At 60.7% G+C, this 20,673-nt stretch carries 18 protein-coding genes; 11 read left to right on the top strand and 7 right to left on the bottom strand.

The window, feature by feature from the left end; all coding sequences use genetic code 11:
* Positions 1-180: 180 nt before the first annotated feature.
* The gene (nhaA, locus tag JFT66_RS11500; protein WP_034118498.1) at positions 181-1,365 is read left to right on the top strand and encodes a Na+/H+ antiporter NhaA; all 1,185 of its coding nucleotides are present in this window, start codon (positions 181-183) and stop codon (positions 1,363-1,365) included.
* Between the two features lie 160 nt (positions 1,366-1,525).
* On the opposite strand, the gene JFT66_RS11495 is transcribed toward nhaA, so the two are convergent.
* The 6 genes from JFT66_RS11495 to dinG all read right to left on the bottom strand — a co-directional run bounded on the left by JFT66_RS11495 (position 1,526) and on the right by dinG (position 9,972).
* Positions 1,526-1,990 (bottom strand): glycine zipper 2TM domain-containing protein, encoded by a 465-nt coding sequence (locus tag JFT66_RS11495; protein WP_003189251.1) that lies wholly within the window; start codon positions 1,988-1,990, stop codon positions 1,526-1,528.
* Between the two features lie 265 nt (positions 1,991-2,255).
* Positions 2,256-2,903 (bottom strand): pyridoxamine 5'-phosphate oxidase, encoded by a 648-nt coding sequence (pdxH, locus tag JFT66_RS11490; RefSeq protein ID WP_198859283.1) that lies wholly within the window; start codon positions 2,901-2,903, stop codon positions 2,256-2,258.
* Positions 2,904-2,930: 27 nt separating this feature from the next.
* A complete protein-coding gene (locus JFT66_RS11485) occupies positions 2,931-4,070 on the bottom strand; it encodes an OmpA family protein (protein ID WP_198859282.1) in 1,140 nt (379 codons plus the stop codon).
* Positions 4,071-4,213: 143 nt separating this feature from the next.
* On the bottom strand, positions 4,214-5,359 hold the full coding sequence (locus JFT66_RS11480) for an EstA family serine hydrolase (RefSeq protein WP_034118495.1): 1,146 nt from the start codon (positions 5,357-5,359) through the stop codon (positions 4,214-4,216).
* A gap of 82 nt (positions 5,360-5,441) precedes the next feature.
* Positions 5,442-7,739, bottom strand: coding sequence for a beta-galactosidase (locus JFT66_RS11475; RefSeq protein ID WP_198859281.1), 2,298 nt, complete (start codon positions 7,737-7,739; stop codon positions 5,442-5,444).
* 88 nt (positions 7,740-7,827) lie between these two features.
* Entirely contained in the window at positions 7,828-9,972 is a 2,145-nt protein-coding gene (gene dinG / locus JFT66_RS11470; RefSeq protein ID WP_034118493.1) for an ATP-dependent DNA helicase DinG, read from the bottom strand.
* A gap of 99 nt (positions 9,973-10,071) precedes the next feature.
* Here dinG and JFT66_RS11465 point away from each other — a divergent pair, with 99 nt between their 5' ends.
* A complete protein-coding gene (locus JFT66_RS11465) occupies positions 10,072-10,536 on the top strand; it encodes a CopD family protein (protein ID WP_034118492.1) in 465 nt (154 codons plus the stop codon).
* Positions 10,537-10,608: 72 nt separating this feature from the next.
* On the opposite strand, the gene JFT66_RS11460 is transcribed toward JFT66_RS11465, so the two are convergent.
* The gene (locus JFT66_RS11460; RefSeq protein ID WP_198859280.1) at positions 10,609-11,367 is read right to left on the bottom strand and encodes a collagen-like protein; all 759 of its coding nucleotides are present in this window, start codon (positions 11,365-11,367) and stop codon (positions 10,609-10,611) included.
* Positions 11,368-11,573: 206 nt separating this feature from the next.
* Between JFT66_RS11460 and JFT66_RS11455 the strand changes: the two genes are divergently transcribed.
* From JFT66_RS11455 to JFT66_RS11415, 9 genes are all read left to right on the top strand, one after another.
* Positions 11,574-12,071, top strand: a complete 498-nt coding sequence (locus JFT66_RS11455; protein ID WP_034118490.1) for a DUF6231 family protein — start codon at positions 11,574-11,576, stop codon at positions 12,069-12,071.
* 4 nt (positions 12,072-12,075) lie between these two features.
* The gene (locus tag JFT66_RS11450) at positions 12,076-12,546 is read left to right on the top strand and encodes a YchJ family protein (protein WP_034118489.1); all 471 of its coding nucleotides are present in this window, start codon (positions 12,076-12,078) and stop codon (positions 12,544-12,546) included.
* A gap of 21 nt (positions 12,547-12,567) precedes the next feature.
* The gene (locus JFT66_RS11445; RefSeq protein ID WP_153837631.1) at positions 12,568-13,050 is read left to right on the top strand and encodes an LEA type 2 family protein; all 483 of its coding nucleotides are present in this window, start codon (positions 12,568-12,570) and stop codon (positions 13,048-13,050) included.
* Complete coding sequence (locus JFT66_RS11440; protein ID WP_034137262.1) at positions 13,047-13,253, top strand: SEC-C metal-binding domain-containing protein; 207 nt, start codon at positions 13,047-13,049, stop codon at positions 13,251-13,253. Before JFT66_RS11445 ends, JFT66_RS11440 begins: the two co-directional genes overlap by 4 nt.
* Before the next feature lie 187 nt (positions 13,254-13,440).
* Complete coding sequence (locus JFT66_RS11435; protein ID WP_034118487.1) at positions 13,441-14,085, top strand: glutathione S-transferase N-terminal domain-containing protein; 645 nt, start codon at positions 13,441-13,443, stop codon at positions 14,083-14,085.
* A gap of 228 nt (positions 14,086-14,313) precedes the next feature.
* On the top strand, positions 14,314-16,755 hold the full coding sequence (locus tag JFT66_RS11430; protein WP_198859279.1) for a penicillin acylase family protein: 2,442 nt from the start codon (positions 14,314-14,316) through the stop codon (positions 16,753-16,755).
* Positions 16,756-16,894: 139 nt separating this feature from the next.
* Entirely contained in the window at positions 16,895-17,899 is a 1,005-nt protein-coding gene (locus JFT66_RS11425) for a ligase-associated DNA damage response exonuclease (protein WP_153870371.1), read from the top strand.
* Complete coding sequence (locus tag JFT66_RS11420) at positions 17,896-19,530, top strand: ATP-dependent DNA ligase (protein WP_198859278.1); 1,635 nt, start codon at positions 17,896-17,898, stop codon at positions 19,528-19,530. The genes JFT66_RS11425 and JFT66_RS11420 overlap by 4 nt, the downstream gene beginning before the upstream one ends.
* A gap of 311 nt (positions 19,531-19,841) precedes the next feature.
* Positions 19,842-20,621, top strand: a complete 780-nt coding sequence (locus JFT66_RS11415; RefSeq protein ID WP_033902768.1) for a transporter substrate-binding domain-containing protein — start codon at positions 19,842-19,844, stop codon at positions 20,619-20,621.
* Positions 20,622-20,673: the final 52 nt, after the last annotated feature.

The following is a 20,673-nucleotide window of genomic DNA, read 5'->3' as shown; positions in this document are numbered from 1 at the left end:
GATGTTTCCTACACTTCACACAGATACAGTGCCGACTCAATTGGACACACAATTGCTAGTCTTTGGCGCGTCGACAATCCGGCCAGTCTCTTATAACAAATAAGAATATAACTTTTGTTTTAACAACTAACAGTACGGGTTAGGGTACCCACCTATTGAACTTGGAATGGAGAGCACCCCTTGCCTCTGCGTAGCACTTTCACCCGTTTCTTCCAGCTGGAAGCCGCCAGTGGCCTGTTGTTGATCGCCGCTGCCGCCTTGGCACTGATCATCAACAACTCGCCGTTGTCGCACCTGTACAACGCCTTTCTCGAGACGCCAGTGGTTACACAGGTGGGTGCGTTGACGATCGCCAAGCCGGCGCTGCTGTGGATCAACGACGGCCTGATGGCCCTGTTCTTCCTGTTGATCGGCCTGGAGGTCAAGCGCGAACTTCTCGATGGCCACCTGTCCAAGCCTTCCCAAGTGGTGCTGCCTGGCGCAGCGGCCATCGGCGGCATGGTGGTGCCGGCGTTGATCTACTGGGCGCTGAACAAGGACAACCCCGCCGCTCTCGCCGGCTGGGCGATCCCCATGGCCACGGATATCGCGTTCGCCCTGGGTGTCTTGGCCCTGCTGGGCAAGCGTGTACCCGTGTCGCTGAAACTGTTCCTGATGACCCTGGCAATCATTGACGACTTGGGCGCCATCATCGTCATTGCATTGTTCTATTCCGCCGACTTGTCCGGCGCATCCCTGGCGGGAGCCGGAGCTTGTTTGATCGCCTTGATTGCGATGAACCGCCTGGGCGTGATTAAGCTTGGGCCGTACCTGATCATCGGCCTGATCCTGTGGGTGTGTGTACTCAAGAGCGGTGTGCATGCCACGCTGGCTGGCGTGACCCTGGCGTTCTGTATTCCACTGCGTACCAAGAATGCCGAGACTTCGCCGCTATTGACCCTGGAACACGCTCTGCACCCATGGGTGGCCTACGCCATCCTGCCGCTGTTCGCATTCGCCAATGCCGGGGTTTCCCTCAGCGGCGTCAGCCTGGAGAGCTTCACCCACTCGGTGCCCATGGGCATCGCCGCGGGCCTGTTGATCGGCAAGACTGTCGGTGTGTTCGGCCTCACCTGGCTGGCGATCAAGACCGGCATCGCCTCACTGCCCAGCGGCGCCAACTGGGGCCAAGTGCTTGGCGTGGCGATCCTGTGCGGTATCGGCTTCACCATGAGCCTGTTTGTCGGCTCCCTGGCGTTTGTACCGGGTGCCAGTGAGTTTGCCGGTGAAGACCGCATGGGGATTCTGACCGGGTCGATCCTGGCGGCCTTTATCGGGTATGCGGTGACAGCGATGGCGAGTCGTAAGAAAGCCCTGGTTTCATAATTGGAGTAACAGCCCCAAAACTAAAAAACCGCCCTACTAAGGCGGTTTTTTATTGCCCGCAACTTTTGCGCTTTTTGGCAAGCACAGCGGCGTCTGGTCTATGAAAGCAAAAACCCCAACCGGTCACCCGGCTGGGGTTTTGATGACTACGACTTGCCGCTTAACGGGTAACGCGGCTGGTACCGTCAACAGTCATGATGCGTACGCGGTCGCCAATGCGGAAGATTTCATTTTCCTGCACGGCTTGTACGTAGGCGCGCATGCTGCCGTCGTCTTCGCGAACGGTGATTTCCACGCCCTGGGTACGGGTCAGGCCTTCTTCGGTGGCCGAACCCAACAGGCCGCCAGCGACCGCGCCAATCACGGCGGTGACGATGCTGCCACGGCCGCCACCGATGGCGCTGCCGCCAACACCGCCGATGACCGCACCTGCAGCACCGCCGATTGGGGTCTTGGTACCTTCGATTTTCACCGGACGCAAGGATTCGATGGTGCCCATGCGCACGGTTTGTACACGACGCGCCTCATCACGAGAGTACGAGTCGCCGGTCAGACTCGAGGCGCAGCCACCCAGCAGCAACGACAGGGTGGTAAAGCAGGCAACTAGTAAAACGGACTTACGCATAGCATCAACTCCAAAGGACAGGTATTCATTAAACGCTGTGGCTTGGCGCCTGTCACGGCAAGCCAGGCAGAAAATTGTTTTCATTCAGCCTGAGTACAGACTGCCAGCACCAGAAAACTCGACGAACGGTAGCCAAGCCAGGGGGCCGAACGATGCCACAACCTACCTGATCATTGTAGTCGCACAGCCGAAAGCGCCCGAAGTCTCTTGAACAGGGACTTCAGCGCAATAGGGTTGATTCAGGTGGGATGACCAAAGGTGACGCTCAGGGCGCCAGGCGCTCGCGGGACCATTGAGCCCCTTGCAAACGATAGTTGAGGCGATCATGCAGGCGGCTCGCGCGACCTTGCCAGAACTCGATGCGTTCGGGCAGCAAACGGTACCCACCCCAATGCTCGGGGCAATCTGGCTGGGTATCGCTGAAACGCTGTTCAGTGGCCTTGAGCAGTTCCTGCAGTTCTTCGCGGTCACGAATGACCTTGCTCTGCGGGGAGGCCCAAGCGCCCAGGCGACTGCCCAAAGGGCGCACCTGGTAATAAGCATCCGACTCTTCAGGGGTGACCTTGACCACGCGCCCTTCAATGCGCACCTGGCGTTCCAGGGTCGGCCAGAAGAAGGTCATGGCCGCGAACGGCCGCGCCGCGAGTTGTTCGCCCTTGGCGCTCTGATAGTTGGTGAAGAAGGTAAAGCCCTGTGCATCCAAGCCCTTGAGCAACAGGATGCGGCAGTGAGGGCGACCGTCCTGGTCGACCGTCGCCAGGGTCATGGCATTGGCCTCCACCGGCGGCTGTTCGGTTTTCACCGCGTCGCCAAACCACTGATGGAACAACTCAAACGGCTCGTCCGGGGCCTGGGCCTCGCTCAAACCGTCCCGTGTGTAGTCACGGCGCATATCGGCCAGTGCCTGGGTCATGCGGCTTTATCCTTGTGGTTCAACGGCTCAGTTTTTCGCCTGGTCGTTCGAAGCGGGTGCAGCAGCCTTGGCTTTGGCCGCAGCGGGTTTCTTCGCAGCCGGTTTGGCCGCAACCTTTTTAGCCGCTGGCTTGGCGGCAGCTTTCTTGGCCGGGGCCTTTTTGGCTGGCGCTTTTGCCGCCGGTGCCGGGGCTGGAACATTCTGCACGGCAACCATTTCAGCAACAGGTGGCGTCTTGCCCGAGTTGTACTTGCTCAGCAGTGCCAACATCGTTGTACGCTGAGTGAACATGATTTCCATGCGACGATTCAGCGCACGGCCCTGATTGCTGTCGTTGGCAGCACGTGGCATAAGGTCGCCCATGCCACGCAGCATCAGGCGATCCTGCTTCAACCCACTGAGGCTGAAAATCGAGGCAATCGACTGCGCACGTTCCTTGCTCAACGCCTGGCTTGCGGGAGCGCTGCCAGTGGCATCGACGTGGCCCAGGACCAGTACGGCGGTCTTTGGATCAGCCTCGACTGCCTTGGCTACACGGGTGAACGGGCCCAGGGTCACCGGCAGCAACATTGCCGGGCGCTTCGGGTTGTAGGAACCGTCTACCGGGGCAATCACCACCAGCACGTTGTCGCGTCGTTCCAATTGCAGGTTGCTGTCCTTGATGGCCGCACGCAGGCGTGGCTCGTAGTCGTCCAGCCAGGCTTGGGTGATTTTCGGGTCAGGCATCGGCACGTTGGTCACGTCGACCTTGGACAATGGCTTTGGCTTGCTTTCGAACGGCCACCACCAGTGAGGCTCGGTGTCGGTCTTGGCGACCACAGGCGCCGCGTCCGACGTCGGGGTTGCCGCCTTGAGGTCGGCTTTCAGGTCAGCCTTGGCATCGGCGGCCTTTTCTTCGGCGCTCTTGGTGGAGAACGGCCACCAGCTGTAACCGGTGTCAGCCTTGGCAGCCGGCGCAGCAGCTGCTGCGACAGGTTCAACTGGCTTGGCACCCGCAGCCGGCTTGGCATCGGGCTTGGCGTCGGTTTGGGTCACTGCGTCCTTGGTCGCAGTCTTGTCCGATCCAAATGACCACCAATGCCCACCTTCGGCATCATTTTGTGGAGTTTGTGCACAACCTGTAATAGTGAGGCACAGCGCCAGTGCCAAGGACTTGTTCGATAACATGAGATATCCACAAAATGAGAAAAAACCAGGGGGTCTCGTGACCCGTTAAACAGACGCTTAAAGAACATTCAAGTTACAACATGTCGTTCAGCATCTTTCTTATACTTGCCTTTGTAACAAAAAATTGTGAAACAGCAAGGGGTTTATAGACAACCGGCCAATATTCCGACCAACTTCTGCGCACGCGGGTCCATAAGTACGTAGGGCCCCAGGGTATTAGTGACAAAACCGAATGCGACATCATGTTCCGGGTCGGCAAAACCGACTGAGCCCCCTGCACCAGGATGCCCAAATGCACGTGGCCCGAGGCCGAACGTAGCGTTGGGCAACTGCGGTTGATCCAACATGCAGCCCAGGCCGAAGCGGGTTTGGGTCAATAAGGTTTTATCCGGTCCGATACTGTGTTCACGGGTCAATTGTTCGAGCATGTCGCTTTCCAGCAAACTACCGTCCAACAAACCGCTATAAAACCCGGCCAGGCTGCGGGCATTACCGTGACCATTAGCCGCGGGCTGCTGCATGCGTCGCCATTCGGGCTTATTAGTGCTGGTCAGAATAGACGGTGGATTGGCAAATGCACGTGTGGTCATCGCCGCAGGTTCGCGCATCATTACTTGAAGTAACCGTTGCGCGGCCTCATCCCCCATGTTGCCTTTACTGCGAGCTATATGGGCAACACGATAAAACTCTTCATCTGCCAGGCCAACGTGAAAGTCCAGCCCCAATGGTCGCGCCACCCGCGCGACGATGGACTCACCCGGCTCGCGCCCATCGGCACGGCGCAGCAATTCGCCGACCAGCCAACCGTAGGTGATTGCCTCGTAGCCATGGCCTTCGCCCGGTGTCCACCACGGGGCCTCGGCCGCCAGGGTATCGACCATCAATTGCCAGTCGTACAGGGCCTCGACGGGCAGCATTTCGCGGATGGCGGGCAGCCCGGCCTGGTGGCAGAGCAACTGGCGTAGCGTGATCGCTTCCTTGCCGGCAGCCGCAAATTCCGGCCAGTAATCGGCAACAGGCGCATCGAGCTTGAGCTTGCCTTCGGCCACCAGTTGCAGGGCGGTGACTGCCGTGAAGGTCTTGGTGCAGGAGAACAGGTTGACGATGGTGTCGCTGTGCCAGGCTTCGGCCCCGTCCTTGTCGGCGGTACCGGCCCACAGGTCGACGACGGTTTGCCCACCGATCTGGATGCACAGCCCGGCACCACGCTCCTGAGGGTCATCGAACAACGCGGCGAAGGCTTCGCGTACTGCTTCGAACTGGAGCTCGTAATGACCCTGAATCTGCACCTAAGCCGCCTTTGAAAACACTGTAAGAAGTAGCCGACATTGTTCCAGTCATTGTAGGTTTTGTGAACCCGTCAACGATGAATCAATGCCCATTCCCAGAGTGCCCACCGGCCTGCCCGGTGCCCTGCCCCGCGCCCTTGCCTGCCTGGGCTGATCTACCCCCTTCGTTCTCTCTCACGGCGCCGACCGCCTTGGCCTTTTCGGCCGCCCTGCCCAATTGATCGACTGCTGCAAGGTTGCTTTTACGTACGCTGTCGACGAAGCCCTGGAACGGCACGTCGGTGATGCCAACAAGACCGAAGTGGCCATTTTCGCCATCCAGCAGACGCCCGGTCACTGGCTGGTCCAGGTACTGGAACCAGTGCACGCCGACAATCGACGGCTCAGCCATCGCCTGCGTCAGGAAAGTGCTGTACGCCGCGGCACGGTCTTCTTCACGGGCCAATTGCGTCACGCCCCCCCAGAACGGGCCACGGTCGGCAGAGCCAACGTTGAACTCGGTGATCAGCACCGGTTTGTCCAACGCACGCAGGGTGGCGAAGTCATAGCCGTCCTGGGGTTTGAGGGTGTACATGTTGAAGCTCAACACATCGCAATACTGCGCGCACGATGCCACGGCTTCCGGGGTGCTCACCGCAAAACGGCCGCCCAGCAACAGTTGGTTGGGCGCGTGCCACTTCAGCGAGTCAGAGATGGTCTTGAAGTAGGTATCGGCAAAGGTCTTCTGGAAATACTTGAAGTCAGCTTCGATTTCCGGATGCTCGGGGCTGGGCATCGGCGGCTCGAAGCCCGGATCTTCCATCAGCTCCCAGCCTGCCAGGTGAATGCCCCAGGCTTTGGACAACCCCTCCTCATTACGGTACTTGTCGCGCAATTGCTTGAGAAAGGCGCGCTTGGCCGGAACGTCGGTGGTCATGCGCAAAGTGCCGTAGGCCAAGGCGTAGCGAGATTTCGGATCGTCTCCGGGACCGGCCCAGGCCAATTCGTTGTCGGCAAAGAAGCCGATCAACCACGGGTCATCGCGGTGATCGCGCGCGGCGATGGCCACGGCGCGTTCGGTGGCCATGGCAAAGCGTGGGTCGAACGGGTCAGGCATGCCGCCCCACCAGTCGGTGCCGGTGCTGATGCTGGCGTAGTCACCCACAATCGACAGCGGCAAGGTGTACGGCACGCGGTCGGCAGTGGCCAGGTCCTCATCGCTCCAGTTGCCTACGGTATTGAAACCCCAGCCTTGCAAGCGATCGAGGGTATGGGTGACCCAGCGCTTCTGGTCAAAACCTTCGGTGCCGTAGGCTCGTTGCAGGTTGGCAGCGTAGAAATCGTACCAACGCCCAGCCCCAAAACCGCGACCTTCGCCGGCACCGTTGCCGGTACGGTTGTCGCCACTGCCGTAATACTTGTCAAAGGGTTCACCGGCCTTGGGCAGCGCCGCGAACATCCACTCACGCCCCGCCACATAGGTCTGGCTATTGTCCGGCGCCACGGTGTTGACACCTAGGGAGTAGAACGGATGACCTTCCGGCGTCACCAGGTACCAGCGGCCGTCACGTTTCTCGGTGCGGAAAAAGCCGCTGGCGTCGAATGCCGGACCTTTGTTCCAGCCGCCGTATTGGTCCAGGGAGGATTTATTTCGCTCGGCCAGCCAGGTCTTGAGCTGCTGCTGTTCCTTGGCGGCCGACGCCTTGAGTTGGTCATCGCTGCTGATCTTTTCCGGCCAACGCGTGCGAGTGGACTGACCATAGGCGTCGACCAACTCGCTGTAGGCGGCCTTCAACACCGGCTCGCTGTCCTGCACGCCGAAGCGCTCCAGCAGGATACTTTGGGCGGCATTGGGCTTGATCATCGACAGGGTCACCGAGACGACCTGGCTGCGGTCGATTTCCCCGGCGCTGGCAGCCAGCAACACCCGCTGGCCGTCAACGGTTATCGGCATCGGCGGGCCGGCCTTCATGCCCTGGCTCAATGGCGAGTTGGCTTGCAGTGGCACCAACAGGGTCTGCGCCGGGCCGGCCGGCAGGTCAACGCGGCTGACCAGGGTCTTGCCGTCAGCACTCTGCACCTTGACGTAGAGCGTCAGCGCCCAGTTCATCGCGCTCTGGATACGCAGGCTCACAGCGCTTGATTGCGACCAGTCCCATGCGCCGGTTTGCGGGCTGAGTACCAGGCTCGGCTCGGCTGCCGGGTTGAAGGTGATACGGCGCAGTACCTTGCCTTCGGGCGTTTGTTCGGCGTTGTATTGCGGCAGGCTGGCGTCCTGGGTCGCCACCTTGACCACATCGGCAGGCCGGACGAAGTTGAACAGCGTTTGTTGCCCGGCAGGCGCGGCCATCAACGGCGCTGCGAACAGCAAGGCAAAAAGGGCGGGCAGCGTGCGAATCATACGAACAAGGTTCTCCCAGACGGCCGGTGAATGGCCTGATGACATCGATGAGATAGACCACGAAGTGGGCGAAATTGCCCACAGTGGCTTAAGAAATTTCGCGCCTGAACGGCGGCAAAGCATTGAGGATAGCCTTGCCATAGCGCTGGGTGACCAGGCGACGGTCGAGCAAGGTGATGGTGCCCCGGTCTTCTTCCGTACGCAGCAACCGCCCGCAGGCCTGTACCAGCTTCAGTGAAGCATCCGGCACCGAGATTTCCATGAACGGGTTACCGCCCCGGGCTTCGATCCATTCGGCCAGTGCGGCCTCGACCGGGTCATCGGGCACCGAGAACGGGATCTTGGCGATCACCACGTGCTCACAGTAGGCACCGGGCAAGTCCACGCCCTCGGCAAAGCTGGCCAGGCCGAACAACACGCTGGAATCACCACCGTCGACCCGCGCCTTGTGCTTGTTCAGGGTTTCCTGCTTGGACAGGTTGCCCTGGATAAACACCTGCTTGCGCCAGTCACGGTCGAGGCCATCGAACACGTCCTGCATCTGTTTGCGCGACGAGAACAGCACCAGGGTGCCACGGGAACCTTCCACCAACGATGGCAGGTCGCGAATGATCGCCGCCGTGTGCGCCGGCGCGTCCCGTGGGTCGGCCTTGAGGTCAGGCACCCGCAGTACACCCGCATCGGCGTGATGGAACGGGCTCGGCACCACGGCGGTGACGGCCTTTTTCGGCAGGCCGGCGCGCATGCGGAAACGATCAAAAGTGCCCAGGGCGGTCAGCGTAGCCGAGGTCACCAGGCAACCATAGGCCACATTCCACAGGTTGCGGCGCAGCATTTCGGCAGCAAGGATCGGGCTGGCGTTGACCTCGATATCAAACAGTGCCCCGCTCTCCGACAGGGTCAGCCAACGGGCCATGGGCGGGTTGTCTTCCGGGTCTTCGACGGTGAAGGCAGTCCACAGCTCCCAGTTACCCTGGGAGCGGGACAACAGGCTGCCAAACAGCGGGTACCACTCTTCGGCCTGGTTGCTGGCGATGCCGATGTTGACCTCGCCGTCCATGCCTTCCTTGAGCAAGTCGGTCAGGCGGGTGAACAGGTCGGTCAGCCGCGAAAAGCCCTTCTTCAGCTCGATACCCATTTCGCGCATGTGCTCGGGGATCATCCCACCGACAAACCGGTGACGCGGGCGCTCGCGGCCCTCGACGTCTTCACCGGGCTTGAAGTCTGCGACCTGTTCGCAGGCGCTGAACATGAACTGCTGCTGGGTCTTGATCTCGCGCGCCAGTTCCGGCACCTGCTCGATCAGCTTGCCCAGGTCGCCGGGCAATGGATGCTGGGCCAGCAACTTGGTGAGGTTCTTGGCGGTGGTTTCCAGCCAGTCGGCCGTGGAACGCAGGCGCGTGTAATGGGCAAAGTGCCCAATGGCCTTGTCCGGCAAGTGGTGGCCTTCGTCGAATACGTACAGGGTGTCACGCGGGTCGGGCAACACCGCGCCGCCGCCCAGGGCCAGGTCGGCCAACACCATGTCGTGGTTGGTAACGATTACATCCACCTTGCCCATGCCCTCGCGGGCCTTATAGAAGGCGCACTGGCCGAAGTTGGGGCAGTGACGGTTGGTGCATTGGCTGTGGTCGGTGGTCAGGCGCGCCCAGTCGGAATCTTCCAGGGCGGTGGGCCAACTGTCGCGGTCGCCATCCCACTTATTGCCGGCCAACTTCTCGATCATGCTGGTAAACAGCTTCTGGCTGGCCTCATCGACCTCGATCTTGAAGCCCTCTTCTTCGAACAGCGAGGCGGTGGCGGTTTGCGCATGGCCTTCCTGCAGCAGCACGTCGAGCTTGGACAGGCACATGTAGCGGCCACGGCCCTTGGCCAGGGCGAAGGTAAAGCTCAAGCCGCTGTTACGCATCAGGTCGGGCAGGTCTTTGTAGACGATTTGCTCTTGCAGGGCGACAGTGGCGGTGGCGATCACCAGGCGCTTGCCCGCGGCCTTGGCGGTGGGGATCGCGGCCAGGCTGTAGGCCACCGTCTTGCCGGTACCGGTGCCGGCCTCGACGGCCACGACCGCGGGCTCGCCTTCGCGGCGACCTTCGTCGTCGGTGTCGATATCCCCGAGGACTTTCGCCACTTCGGCGATCATCAGGCGTTGGCCGTAGCGCGGTTTCAAGCTCTTGGCTTCGAGAAAACGCGAATAGGCGCCCTGGATCGTGGTTTTGAGTTCAGTGCTGATCATGGATAGTCGGGCGCAAAAAACGCTGGATAAATTTTCAGTGGTTCGGATCGGCCGCTATCATACCCCGCTAATTAATCCCGCGCAGAACGGAGTACCACAATGACCGCGTTTAGCCTCGCTTACACCCTGCATGTACTGGCCGCCCTGATCTGGGTCGGCGGTATGTTTTTCGCCTGGATGATCCTGCGCCCCGCCGCCATGGCGGCCCTTGAGGGCCCTGCCCGGCTCAAGCTGTGGGCAAATGTGTTTCAACGTTTTTTCATATGGGTGTGGGTGGCGGTAGTGGTTTTGCCGATCAGTGGCATTGGCCTGCTGCAATTGCGCTTCAGCGGTTTTGAGACCGCACCGCGTTATGTGCAGGTGATGATGGGGTTGTACCTGGTGATGACGGCGCTGTTTATCCGCATCCAGGCGTTGAAATTCCCGGAGTTGCGCACCGCAGTGGCGGCTGAGGATTGGCCGGCCGGCGCGGCTGCGCTGGGGCAGATCCGCAGGTTGGTGGGGATTAACTTGATCGTGGGGTTGGTAGTGGTGGCGATTGCTTCGGCTCGGCCGATGTTCTAAGCACAGCTGCAAGCTGCAAGCCTTTAACTTGCAGCTTGCAGCTTGCAGCTTGTGCCTTGAAGCTGCGCCTCTTCAGAGCCGCTGAATGGTCACAGAACCCGCAGGCCCTGCCGGCCCCGGCTGCCCTTCCAGCCCAGGCCGGCCCTTGTCGCCGCCATCGGCGCGGTACACCAGGCAACCCTTCGACTGCCCACCCTTGCCGGGTTTGCCCGCTATACCGGCCAAGCCGCCAGCGCCACCGTCGACCCAGACCTTGATCTTGTCACCCGGAAAGTCTTGCGGCAGCTCCAGCCGTATACTCGCCCCCGAAGCGCCCGGCAGCCCATCACCGCCATTATCACCGTTGGCACCTCGCCCAGCCGAACCCCAGGTGCAACCCGGGTCTTCGCCATGGGCGCCATCCAGGCCCGCATAACCTTGGGCACCGGCACCGCCACGGGCATCCACCGACAATTCTTCAGCGATGAGGGTATTGATCCGCAAGGTCAGGTCACGCCCGGCCTTGGCCGCTTTTTCATGAGTACCTGGGGCGCCGCGGGAGGTGATCTGGCTACCGTGCTCCAACTGCGCCTGGCGCACTTGCATTTGCAGCGCCGTATTGCCGGGGACAATGGCGATGCGTGCGTCACGGCCCAGGTGCAGCTCCTCCACCGTGACTTGGCTGATGGTGGACGGGATCAGCAACGTGCCGTAGTCCGCAACGTCCAGGCGCTCCAGTTGCAACACACTGGTGCTGCTGGGCAGGCGCATCAACGAATTGGTTTCGACACTGACGCTTTGGGCCAGGGCAACGGGGCTGACCAACAGGGCCAACAGAAAAACCTTACGCATCATGGGGCTCCTGAGTGTTTTCGAATTTTTCTTTGGTCGCACAGTAACGACTTCTACAGGCGATTTGCCAGTGAAGGATCAAAAAACTTCAGAAGGGCAAGGTTTACCCGAGGATCGCTGGCAATGCCGGACATTTAGCCGCCGCCCGCTCTAGGCCAGCAGGCTCAGCCGCGCTAGTCTCTACGGTCCTTATGTGAGGATGTGTAATGACCGCCGGAATTTCTTCCCGTACGCCCCAGCAAGCACTGGCGGCCCTGCTTGACCTTCAAGGGCCAAAACGCCTGCTGTTATTGGGCGCCAGCCAATTCCCGGCGCTGGATGCCTTTAGAGAAGCACACCCGGACACCGATGTTTTCTGTGCCGCGCCAGGGCCGTTGCCGGAAGAATTGGCGGCGCAGCGTTTTGACCTGGCGCTGGTGGTCGACTGCCTGGAGCACCTGTCAAAACCGCAAGGCCTGACCTTGCTGGGCGGCATTCGTAACCTCAATGCCAGCCGCATCGCCGTGCTGGTCGACCTGAACGCGTGCGGCTGGAAGGAAACCGATTTTTTCTCCCTGGCCCTGCAGGCCGGCGAGCGCTTCCAACGCGACAAGCAGTTTCTGACGCTGTTTACCTATGATCTGCTTGACTATAAACAGGTGCCGGACTGGCTCAACGCCCGCTTCTGGGCCAACCCGGAGAATTTCGGAAAGTATTGGTGGTAACCCAATGAGTACATCCATTTGCCCATGCGGCAGCGGCAATCTGCTGGATGCCTGCTGCGGCCGCTATCACGCCGGCCACCCGGCCCCCTGCGCCAGCGCGTTGATGCGCTCGCGCTACAGCGCCTATGTGCTGGGCCTGGTCGATTACCTGGTGTCCACTACCCTGCCCGCGCAACAGGCCGGCCTGGACCGCGACGCCATCGCCGCCTGGAGTGCCCAGAGCACCTGGCTGGGCCTTGAGGTTGAAAGCTCCGAGGTGTTCGGCGGGCAGCCGGAACACGCCTTCGTCACTTTCACCGCGCGCTGGCATGACAGCAGCGGTGAACACAGCCACCGTGAACAATCGTCTTTCGTACAGAATGAGGGGCGCTGGTACTTCATCGACCCGACGGTGGAGGTGAAGGCCGGGCGTAATGATGTATGTTTGTGTGGCAGTGGGCAGAAATTCAAGAAGTGTTGCTCCAGCTACCTCTAATTACCTGACAGGGATAACGCCATGCTTCGGATCTACAGCTTGATGCTGGCGTTAACCTTCGGCCTGACCGGCTGCGCGTCGTGGTTCGAGGACGACTCTCCTCCACCCCACGTTTCCCTGGTGAAGGTCGAGGTGGTGCGGGCGAAGTTGCTGGAGCAGAAATTCAAACTCTATTTTCGCGTGGACAACCGCGACGACGCCGACCTGACGGTACGCGGCCTGGTCTACAAGATCAGCCTGGGCAACCTGCTGCTGACCGAGGGCGAGTCCGACGAATGGCTGACCGTACCGCCGCGCAGTCATAAATTTTTCCGGGTTTCGGTACGTACCAACCTCTGGCCGCAAGTACGTGACGTTGTGCAGATGCTGAAAAATCCCGATCAGCCTGTGCCTTACCGTTTGGAAGGCGAATTGAAAACCGGATTATTCATCGGTAATGACGTGCAGGTCGCGCACAATGGCGAGATAATCCCCGGCGATTTTATTCCGGAGCAACATCGATGACTCAGCAACCCCATGTCCATGGTCCTGACTGCAACCACGATCACGATCACGATCACCATGATCACGACCACGGCCATGTCCACGGCCCGAACTGCGGCCATGCTCACCAGGAGCCGGTGCGCAACGCCTTGAAGGATGTGGGTCGCAATGATCCTTGCCCGTGCGGCAGCGAGAAGAAATTCAAGAAGTGCCACGGGGCGTAATTCACCAGCCTCGGTTCGCGCCACTGAAGCCCCGACATGTGGAAGCAAGCTTGCTCCCACATGTCGGGGCTTCTTTGCTTTCAGACCTGTGCAAGCCGCTTCTAACCTTAGACGTAAATATTTCATTGAATTATTGCCCGTCGATCATCACCTATACCCGTAGGCATTCGCTCATCTGGAGAGCTTCATGATCGACCTGTATTACTGGACCACCCCCAACGGTCACAAGGTATCGCTGTTCCTCGAAGAAGCCGGGCTGCCCTATAAGGTGCACCCGATCAACATCGGCCAGGGCGACCAGTTCAAGCCGGACTTCCTGAAAATAGCTCCCAACAATCGCATTCCGGCCATCGTCGATCAGAGCCCCACCGACGGCGGGGCGCCGATTTCCCTGTTTGAATCCGGCGCCATCCTGCTGTACCTCGCGGAAAAAACCGGCCAGTTCCTTCCCCAAGACCTGCGCGGGCGCCAGGAAGCACTGCAATGGCTATTCTGGCAAATGGGCGGCTTGGGGCCGATGGCTGGGCAGAATCACCATTTCAGCCAGTTCGCACCGGAGAAAATCCCCTACGCCATCAAGCGCTATGTGGATGAAACCGCCCGCTTGTATGGGGTGCTGGACCGTCGCTTGGCGGATCGCCCGTTTGTCGCCGGTGCGGACTACAGCATCGCCGATATGGCGATCTACCCATGGATTGTTTCCCACAAGTGGCAGAGCCAGCGCCTGGAAGATTTCCCACATGTGCAGCGCTGGTTCAACAGCATCAAAGAGCGGCCGGCGACCGTCCGGGCCTATGAACTGGTGCAGAAAGTGAATCCGCCCAAGCCGTGATCTTGAGTCACATCCGATCAAATGTGGGAGCGGGCTTGCTCGCGAATGCGGTGTATCAGTCAGCGTATGTATCAACTGACGGAACGCCTTCGCGAGCAAGCCCGCTCCCACATGGATCTCTGCCCGACTCAAGATCTGACGTTTAACCTAAAACTCCCGCTTGCGTCGTTTCGTCGCGCTCACTAACGTAGCGCCTTTACTGACGCTACCCCCCGCAGGAGCTTTGCCATGGCCTCGCCAGCCCTCTTACATTTTCTTCCCCGGTTCGGCGTTGCCGCGGCAGTGGCCAGTGCCTTGAGCCTGGCCGGTTGCCAGCTCCAGAACACCCAGGACACCGTGCCGCCCGTTGCTGGCGTGCAGCCGATCAAGGGCCTCGCGCAAAATGTATCGGTGCGCCGCAATGCCCAGGGCATGCCGCTGATCGAAAGCAACACCTTCCACGACTCGCTGTTCAGCCTCGGTTATGTGCACGCCAGTGACCGCATCACCCAGATGCTCACCTTGCGCCTGTTGGCCCAGGGCCGCCTGGCGGAAATGTCCGGGCCGCAAGTGCTGGATGTCGACCGCTTCATGCGCGCGGTCAACCTCAAGAAAAGCGCCGGCGAGCTGTATAACGCCTCGTCGCCGCGCCTTAAACGCTTCTTTGAGGTGTATGCCCGGGGCGTCAATGCCTACCTGTTCCGCTATCGCGACAAACTGCCGTCGGATCTGGCCCAGAGCGGCTACAAGCCCGAGTACTGGAAGCCGGAAGATTCGGCGCTGCTGTTCTGCCTGCTGAATTTCAGCCAGTCGAGCAACCTGCAGGAGGAAATTGCGTCCCTGGTGCTGGCGCAAAAAGTCGGCGTCGACAAGCTCGCCTGGCTCACCCCAAGCGCGCCGGACGAAGCTATCCCACAGGCCGAAGCCGACAAGCTCAAGGGCGTGAGCCTGGGTCAGATCACCGGCCTCGCCGGGCTGGACGCGGTGAGCCAGCAATTGCGCAGCCTCAATGCGCTGGCGGTCACTACCTCGAGCAACTGGGCCATCGGACCGCAACGCAGCCGCAGCGGCAAGAGCCTGCTGGCCAATGATATCGCCGCCCAGCCACAAGCGCCGACGCCGTGGAGCTACGTGCAGATTCGTGCACCGAAATACCAGGCTGTCGGTGCTTCGATTGCCGGCTTGCCAACCCTGCTGTCCGGCTTCAACGGCAAGGTCGCGTGGAGCATGAGCGCGGTCAAGGGCGATACCCAGGACCTGTTCCTGGAGAAGGTCAAGCGCCAGGGCAGCGCGTTGTACTACGAGAACAACGGCAAATGGCTGCCAGCCGGCGTACGTAACGAAACCTTCTTCATCAAGGGCCAACGCTCGATTCGCGAAGTGGTGTACGAAACCCGTCACGGCGCGCTGCTCAACAGCAGCCAGGCGCTTACCAGCGGTCTTGGCCTGGCCCTGCAAACCGCCGACTTCAAGGACGACAAGAGCCTGGATGCGTTCTTCGACCTGTCCCGCGCGCAAAACGCCGGCAAGGCGTCGGACGCCACCCGCGAGATTCGCGCCATCGCGTTGAACATGATCTTCGCCGACGCCAGCAACATCGGCTGGCAAGTCACCGGCCGCTTCCCCAACCGCCGTGAAGGCGAAGGCCTGTTGCCATCGCCGGGCTGGGATACGCGCTTTGACTGGGACGGCTACGCCGACGCGATGCTGCATCCCTACGACCAGGACCCGGCCCAAGGCTGGATCGGCACTGCCAACCAGCGTACTGCGCCGCGTGGCTACGGCATGCAGTTGTCCAACTCCTGGGATGCACCGGAGCGCAGCGAACGCCTGGCGCAATTGGCCAGCGCCGGCAAGCACGACAGCCGCAGCCTGATCGCCATGCAGTACGACCAGACCACCACCTTCGCCGCCAAGCTCAAGAGCATGTTCCAGGCACCCGGCATGGCGCAGCCGCTCAAGCAGGCCATCGATGCCCTACCGGCAGCGGAGCGCACCAAGGCCCGCGAAGCACTGGACCGCCTGCTGGCCTTCGATGGTCGCCTTGCGCCAACCTCGGCTGACGCGGCGGTCTACGAGCTGTTCCTGCAGGAAAGCGCCCGGCAGATCTTCCTCGACAAACTCGGCCCGGAAAACAGCGCCAGCTGGAAAGCCTTCGTCGGCAACGCCAGCCTGTCCTACTCGGCCATCGCCGATCACTTGCTGGGCCGTGAAGACAGCCCGTTCTGGGATGACACGCGCACACCGCAGAAAGAAGACAAGCCCGCGATCCTCGCCCGTTCCCTCGCCGCCGCCATCAGCACCGGCGACAGCCAATTGGGCGCTGATCACAAGGCCTGGCAGTGGGGCAAGCTGCACAGCAGCACATGGAAAAACACTAATGGCCAGGTCATCCGCGGCCCGTTTGCCAGCGGTGGCGACCACAACACCCTGAACCCTGCGCCATACAGCTGGGGCCAGGATTTCAACACGACCCAGGTGCCGGCGCTGCGCATGATCATCGACTTCGGCCTGGCCGAACCGATGCTGGGCCAGGGCGGCATTGGCCAATCCGGCAACCCGGCCAACCCGAACTATGCCAACGGCATCGACCCGCAGCTCAAGGCGCAATACCTGAGCTTCCCGATGCAGCCGCAGAACTTTGAGAAGGTGTATGGGAAGGCCAGGTTGACCCTGACGCCCGGTAAATAACCCGGTTTCCCAGAAGAAACCGAATCCAAATGTGGGAGAGGGCTTGCTCCCTCCCACATTTGGCCCCATGTATATCAGATAGAACTTCTCGCGCCGCCTTCGCCTCCTAACTGATAAGCCCATCGCCCACGGCAACCCCATGGACCTTGTCATCGCCCGGCCCGAAGGCCTCTATTGCCCTGCCGGTGATTTCTACATCGACCCCTGGCGCCCGGTAGAGCGCGCCGTGATCACCCACGCCCACGGCGACCATGCCCGCACCGGCAATCAACACTACCTGGCCGCCGCCCCCGGCGAAGGCATCCTGCGCTGGCGCCTGGGCCAGGACATCAACCTGCAAACCCTGGCTTACGGTGAACGCCTGGTGCATCACGGTGTGACCTTGAGTTTTCATCCGGCCGGGCATGTGCTTGGTTCGGCCCAGGTGCGCCTGGAATATCAAGGTGAAGTCTGGGTGGCGTCCGGCGACTACAAGGTTGAACCCGATGGCACCTGTGCGCCGTTTGAACCCGTGCGTTGCCATACCTTTATCACCGAATCCACTTTCGGCCTGCCGATCTACCGCTGGCAGCCCCAGGCGCAGATCTTTGCCGGGATCAACGACTGGTGGCAGGCCAATATCGCCAACGGCAAGGCCAGCGTGCTGTTCTGTTATTCCTTCGGCAAGGCCCAGCGCATTCTCCATGGCCTCGACGCCAGCATCGGCCCGATTCTCAGCCACGGCGCCGTCGAGCCGTTGAACCGGGTCTACCGTGAAGCCGGCATCTACATTCCCGAGACGCTGTATGCCGGCGACTTCAAGAAGACTGACCCACTACTACGCCAAGCGCTGATCATCGCCCCGCCCTCCGCCGGTGGCAGCACCTGGATGCGCCGCTTCGGCGACTACAGCGATGCCTTCGCCAGCGGTTGGATGCGCCTGCGCGGTACAAGGCGTCGGCGAGGCGTGGACCGCGGCTTTGTGCTTTCAGACCACGCCGATTGGCCTGGGCTATTGTGGGCAATCGAACAAACCGGTGCCGAACGGGTGATGGTTACCCACGGCTCAGTCGGCGTACTGGTACGCCACCTGCGTGAAAAGGGCTTGGATGCCCAAGGCTTCAGCACTGAATATGGGGATGACGAAGAAGAGGCCACGGCATGAAAGCCTTCGCCGAGCTGTACGCCAACCTCGACGCCACCACTTCCAGCAATGCCAAGCTCGCGGCCCTGCAGGCCTACTTCCTGCAAGCGCCACCGGAAGATGCTGCATGGGCGGTGTACTTCCTCTCCGGTGGGCGGCCGCGGCAACTGGTGCCGACGCGCCTGCTGCGGGACATGGCCACCGAAGCGGCCAGCATCGAACCCTGGCTGTTCGAAGAAAGCTACCAGTCAGTAGGTGACTTGGCCGAGACGATTTCCCTGCTCCTGCCCGAATCCACCTACAGCTCCGAGGACGGCCTGGCCGTGTGGCTGGAAGAAAAGTTGCTGCCCCTTCGCGGGCTTTCTCCCGTGGACCTGGCCGAGCGACTGCCAGCGTTATGGGCGCAACTGGATCAGCCGAGCCTGATGGTGTGCATCAAGTTGATCACCGGCAGCTTCCGTGTCGGTGTGTCCAAACTGCTGGTCACCCGCGCCCTCGCCGCCATGGCCGATCTGGATAGCAAGCGCGTGGCACAACGGCTGGTGGGCTACACCGACTTGTCGAATCGCCCGACAGCCGAGGGCTACCTCAAGCTGATCGCCGCCGAATCATCCGACGAACATGCGCAACGTGGCGGGCAGCCGTATCCGTTTTTTCTCGCCCATGGGATGGCGCAACCCGTGGAGCAGTTCGACACCCTGCTCGGTTCGCCCGCCGATTGGCAGGTGGAATGGAAGTGGGATGGCATTCGTGCGCAACTGGTCAAGCGTGAGGGGCGCCTGTGGATCTGGTCCCGAGGCGAAGAGTTGGTGACTGAGCGGTTCCCCGAACTCCACAGCCTGGTGAGTGGCCTGCCCGACGGGACGGTGATCGATGGCGAAATTGTGGTGTGGAAAGACTCGGTGCAACCTTTCGCACTGCTGCAACAGCGGATCGGCCGCAAGACCCTGAGTAAAAAAGTCTTGGAGGATGCGCCGGTCGCGGTACTTGCCTATGACCTGCTGGAGTATCAGGGCGAGGACTGGCGCAACCACATCCAGGCCGAGCGGCGCACGCAATTGGAACAGGTGATTGCCGCGTGCAACCAACCGGTATTGTTGCCCTCGCCGTTGCTCGAGGGGCGGACTTGGGCAGCGCTGGCCACGCAGCGCGAAGCCTCTCGCAGCCTAGGCGTAGAAGGCATGATGCTCAAAGATCGCAACGGCCTCTACGGCGTGGGCCGCACCAAGGACATGGGCCTGTGGTGGAAGTGGAAAGTCGACCCCTTCAGCATCGACGCCGTGTTGATCTATGCCCAACGCGGCCATGGCCGGCGCGCCAGCCTCTACAGCGACTACACCTTCGCGGTGTGGGATGGCCCGCCGGGCAGCGAGCGCACATTGGTACCGTTTGCCAAGGCGTATTCCGGGCTGACCGACGAGGAAATGCGCAAGGTCGATGCCATCGTGCGCAAAACTACAGTGGAGAAGTTCGGCCCGGTCAGCAGCGTGACGCCGAGCATGGTATTTGAGCTGGGCTTCGAGGGTATTGCCCTGTCCAAGCGACATAAGAGCGGGATTGCAGTGCGGTTTCCGCGGATGTTGCGCTGGCGGCAGGATAAGGCGGTGGATGAGGCTGACAGTCTTACTACTTTGCAGGATTTATTGGCTTGACGCTGGACCTTTGTGGGAGGGGGCTTGCTCCCGATGGCGGTGTGACAGTCACTCCATTCATTGACTGGCATACCGCTATCGGGAGCAAGCCCCCTCCCACATTTGGATCTGAGCCCGAACTAAAATGGCGCACTGGAAATTCAATGCCCATTTTCGGGCATCTCCTACACTCAGGCGTGCCTTATCCCACCTTTTAAAAAGCTCATCCGGAACTATGGTGCAGAAATTGCTACTTGTGATCCGTCTGACACCGTTCAGTAACAATCCTAAACGCGCCACAAGCGCTTATCTTGGTTTTCAGGGAATACCTAATGAAAAAAGCATTGCTGACCCTTTCTGCACTGGCTCTGTGCATGGCTGCTGGTGTTGCTACCGCCAAGGAATACAAGGAATTGCGTTTTGGTGTCGACCCTTCCTACGCACCGTTCGAATCCAAAGCCGCCGACGGCAGCCTGGTGGGCTTCGATATCGACTTGGGCAATGCGATCTGCGCGGAGCTGAAGGTCAAGTGCAAGTGGGTCGAAAGTGACTTTGACGGCATGATCCCGGGCCTTAAAGCCAACAAGTTCGACGGCGTAATTTCGTCCATGACCGTGACCCCGGTGCGCGAGAAGGCAATCGACTTCTCCAGCGAACTGTTCTCCGGGCCTACGTCGCTGGTGTTCAAGAAAGGTGCTGGGTACTCGACACCTGAATCCCTCAAGGGCAAGTCCGTGGGCTACGAGCAAGGCACCATCCAGGAAGCCTACGCCAAGGCCGTGCTGGATAAAGCCGGAGTAACCACCAAGGCCTACGCCAACCAGGACCAGGTTTATGCTGACCTGACCTCCGGGCGCCTCGACGCTTCCGTGCAGGACATGCTGCAAGCTGAATTGGGCTTCCTGAAGTCGCCAGCCGGTGCCGGCTACGAAGTCAGCGCAGCCATCGATGACCCGTTGCTGCCGTCGAAAACCGCCGTCGGTATCAAAAAAGGTAACACTGAACTCAAGGCCCTTTTGGATAAAGGTATCAAAGCGTTACACGATGATGGCACCTACGCCACCATCCAGAAGAAACACTTTGGCGATCTGAACCTGTACAGCGGCAAATAATGCCTGGGGCGCCCTGCCTCGGCGGGGCGCTTTTTTATCGCCATAGGTCCTG

It is taken from the genome of Pseudomonas sp. MF6755 (assembly GCF_016405635.1).
Taxonomy (GTDB): Bacteria; Pseudomonadota; Gammaproteobacteria; order Pseudomonadales; family Pseudomonadaceae; genus Aquipseudomonas; species Aquipseudomonas haemolytica.
Note: the sequence above shows the minus strand (reverse complement) of the source record. Positions and strands in the feature narration are given on the sequence as shown.

What these genes read in the sequence shown, in the direction of transcription:
- JFT66_RS11430 (WP_198859279.1), top strand. Translation starts at nt 14,314, where the DNA reads ATGGCCTCGCCAGCCCTCTTACATTTTCTTCCCCGGTTCGGCGTTGCC.
- JFT66_RS11460 (WP_198859280.1), bottom strand. Translation starts at nt 11,367, where the DNA reads ATGCGTAAGGTTTTTCTGTTGGCCCTGTTGGTCAGCCCCGTTGCCCTG.
- JFT66_RS11435 (WP_034118487.1), top strand. Translation starts at nt 13,441, where the DNA reads ATGATCGACCTGTATTACTGGACCACCCCCAACGGTCACAAGGTATCG.
- JFT66_RS11425 (WP_153870371.1), top strand. Translation starts at nt 16,895, where the DNA reads ATGGACCTTGTCATCGCCCGGCCCGAAGGCCTCTATTGCCCTGCCGGT.
- JFT66_RS11450 (WP_034118489.1), top strand. Translation starts at nt 12,076, where the DNA reads ATGAGTACATCCATTTGCCCATGCGGCAGCGGCAATCTGCTGGATGCC.
- pdxH (WP_198859283.1), bottom strand. Translation starts at nt 2,903, where the DNA reads ATGACCCAGGCACTGGCCGATATGCGCCGTGACTACACACGGGACGGT.
- dinG (WP_034118493.1), bottom strand. Translation starts at nt 9,972, where the DNA reads ATGATCAGCACTGAACTCAAAACCACGATCCAGGGCGCCTATTCGCGT.
- JFT66_RS11455 (WP_034118490.1), top strand. Translation starts at nt 11,574, where the DNA reads ATGACCGCCGGAATTTCTTCCCGTACGCCCCAGCAAGCACTGGCGGCC.
- JFT66_RS11465 (WP_034118492.1), top strand. Translation starts at nt 10,072, where the DNA reads ATGACCGCGTTTAGCCTCGCTTACACCCTGCATGTACTGGCCGCCCTG.
- JFT66_RS11475 (WP_198859281.1), bottom strand. Translation starts at nt 7,739, where the DNA reads ATGATTCGCACGCTGCCCGCCCTTTTTGCCTTGCTGTTCGCAGCGCCG.
- JFT66_RS11420 (WP_198859278.1), top strand. Translation starts at nt 17,896, where the DNA reads ATGAAAGCCTTCGCCGAGCTGTACGCCAACCTCGACGCCACCACTTCC.
- JFT66_RS11415 (WP_033902768.1), top strand. Translation starts at nt 19,842, where the DNA reads ATGAAAAAAGCATTGCTGACCCTTTCTGCACTGGCTCTGTGCATGGCT.
- JFT66_RS11445 (WP_153837631.1), top strand. Translation starts at nt 12,568, where the DNA reads ATGCTTCGGATCTACAGCTTGATGCTGGCGTTAACCTTCGGCCTGACC.
- JFT66_RS11495 (WP_003189251.1), bottom strand. Translation starts at nt 1,990, where the DNA reads ATGCGTAAGTCCGTTTTACTAGTTGCCTGCTTTACCACCCTGTCGTTG.
- JFT66_RS11485 (WP_198859282.1), bottom strand. Translation starts at nt 4,070, where the DNA reads ATGTTATCGAACAAGTCCTTGGCACTGGCGCTGTGCCTCACTATTACA.
- JFT66_RS11440 (WP_034137262.1), top strand. Translation starts at nt 13,047, where the DNA reads ATGACTCAGCAACCCCATGTCCATGGTCCTGACTGCAACCACGATCAC.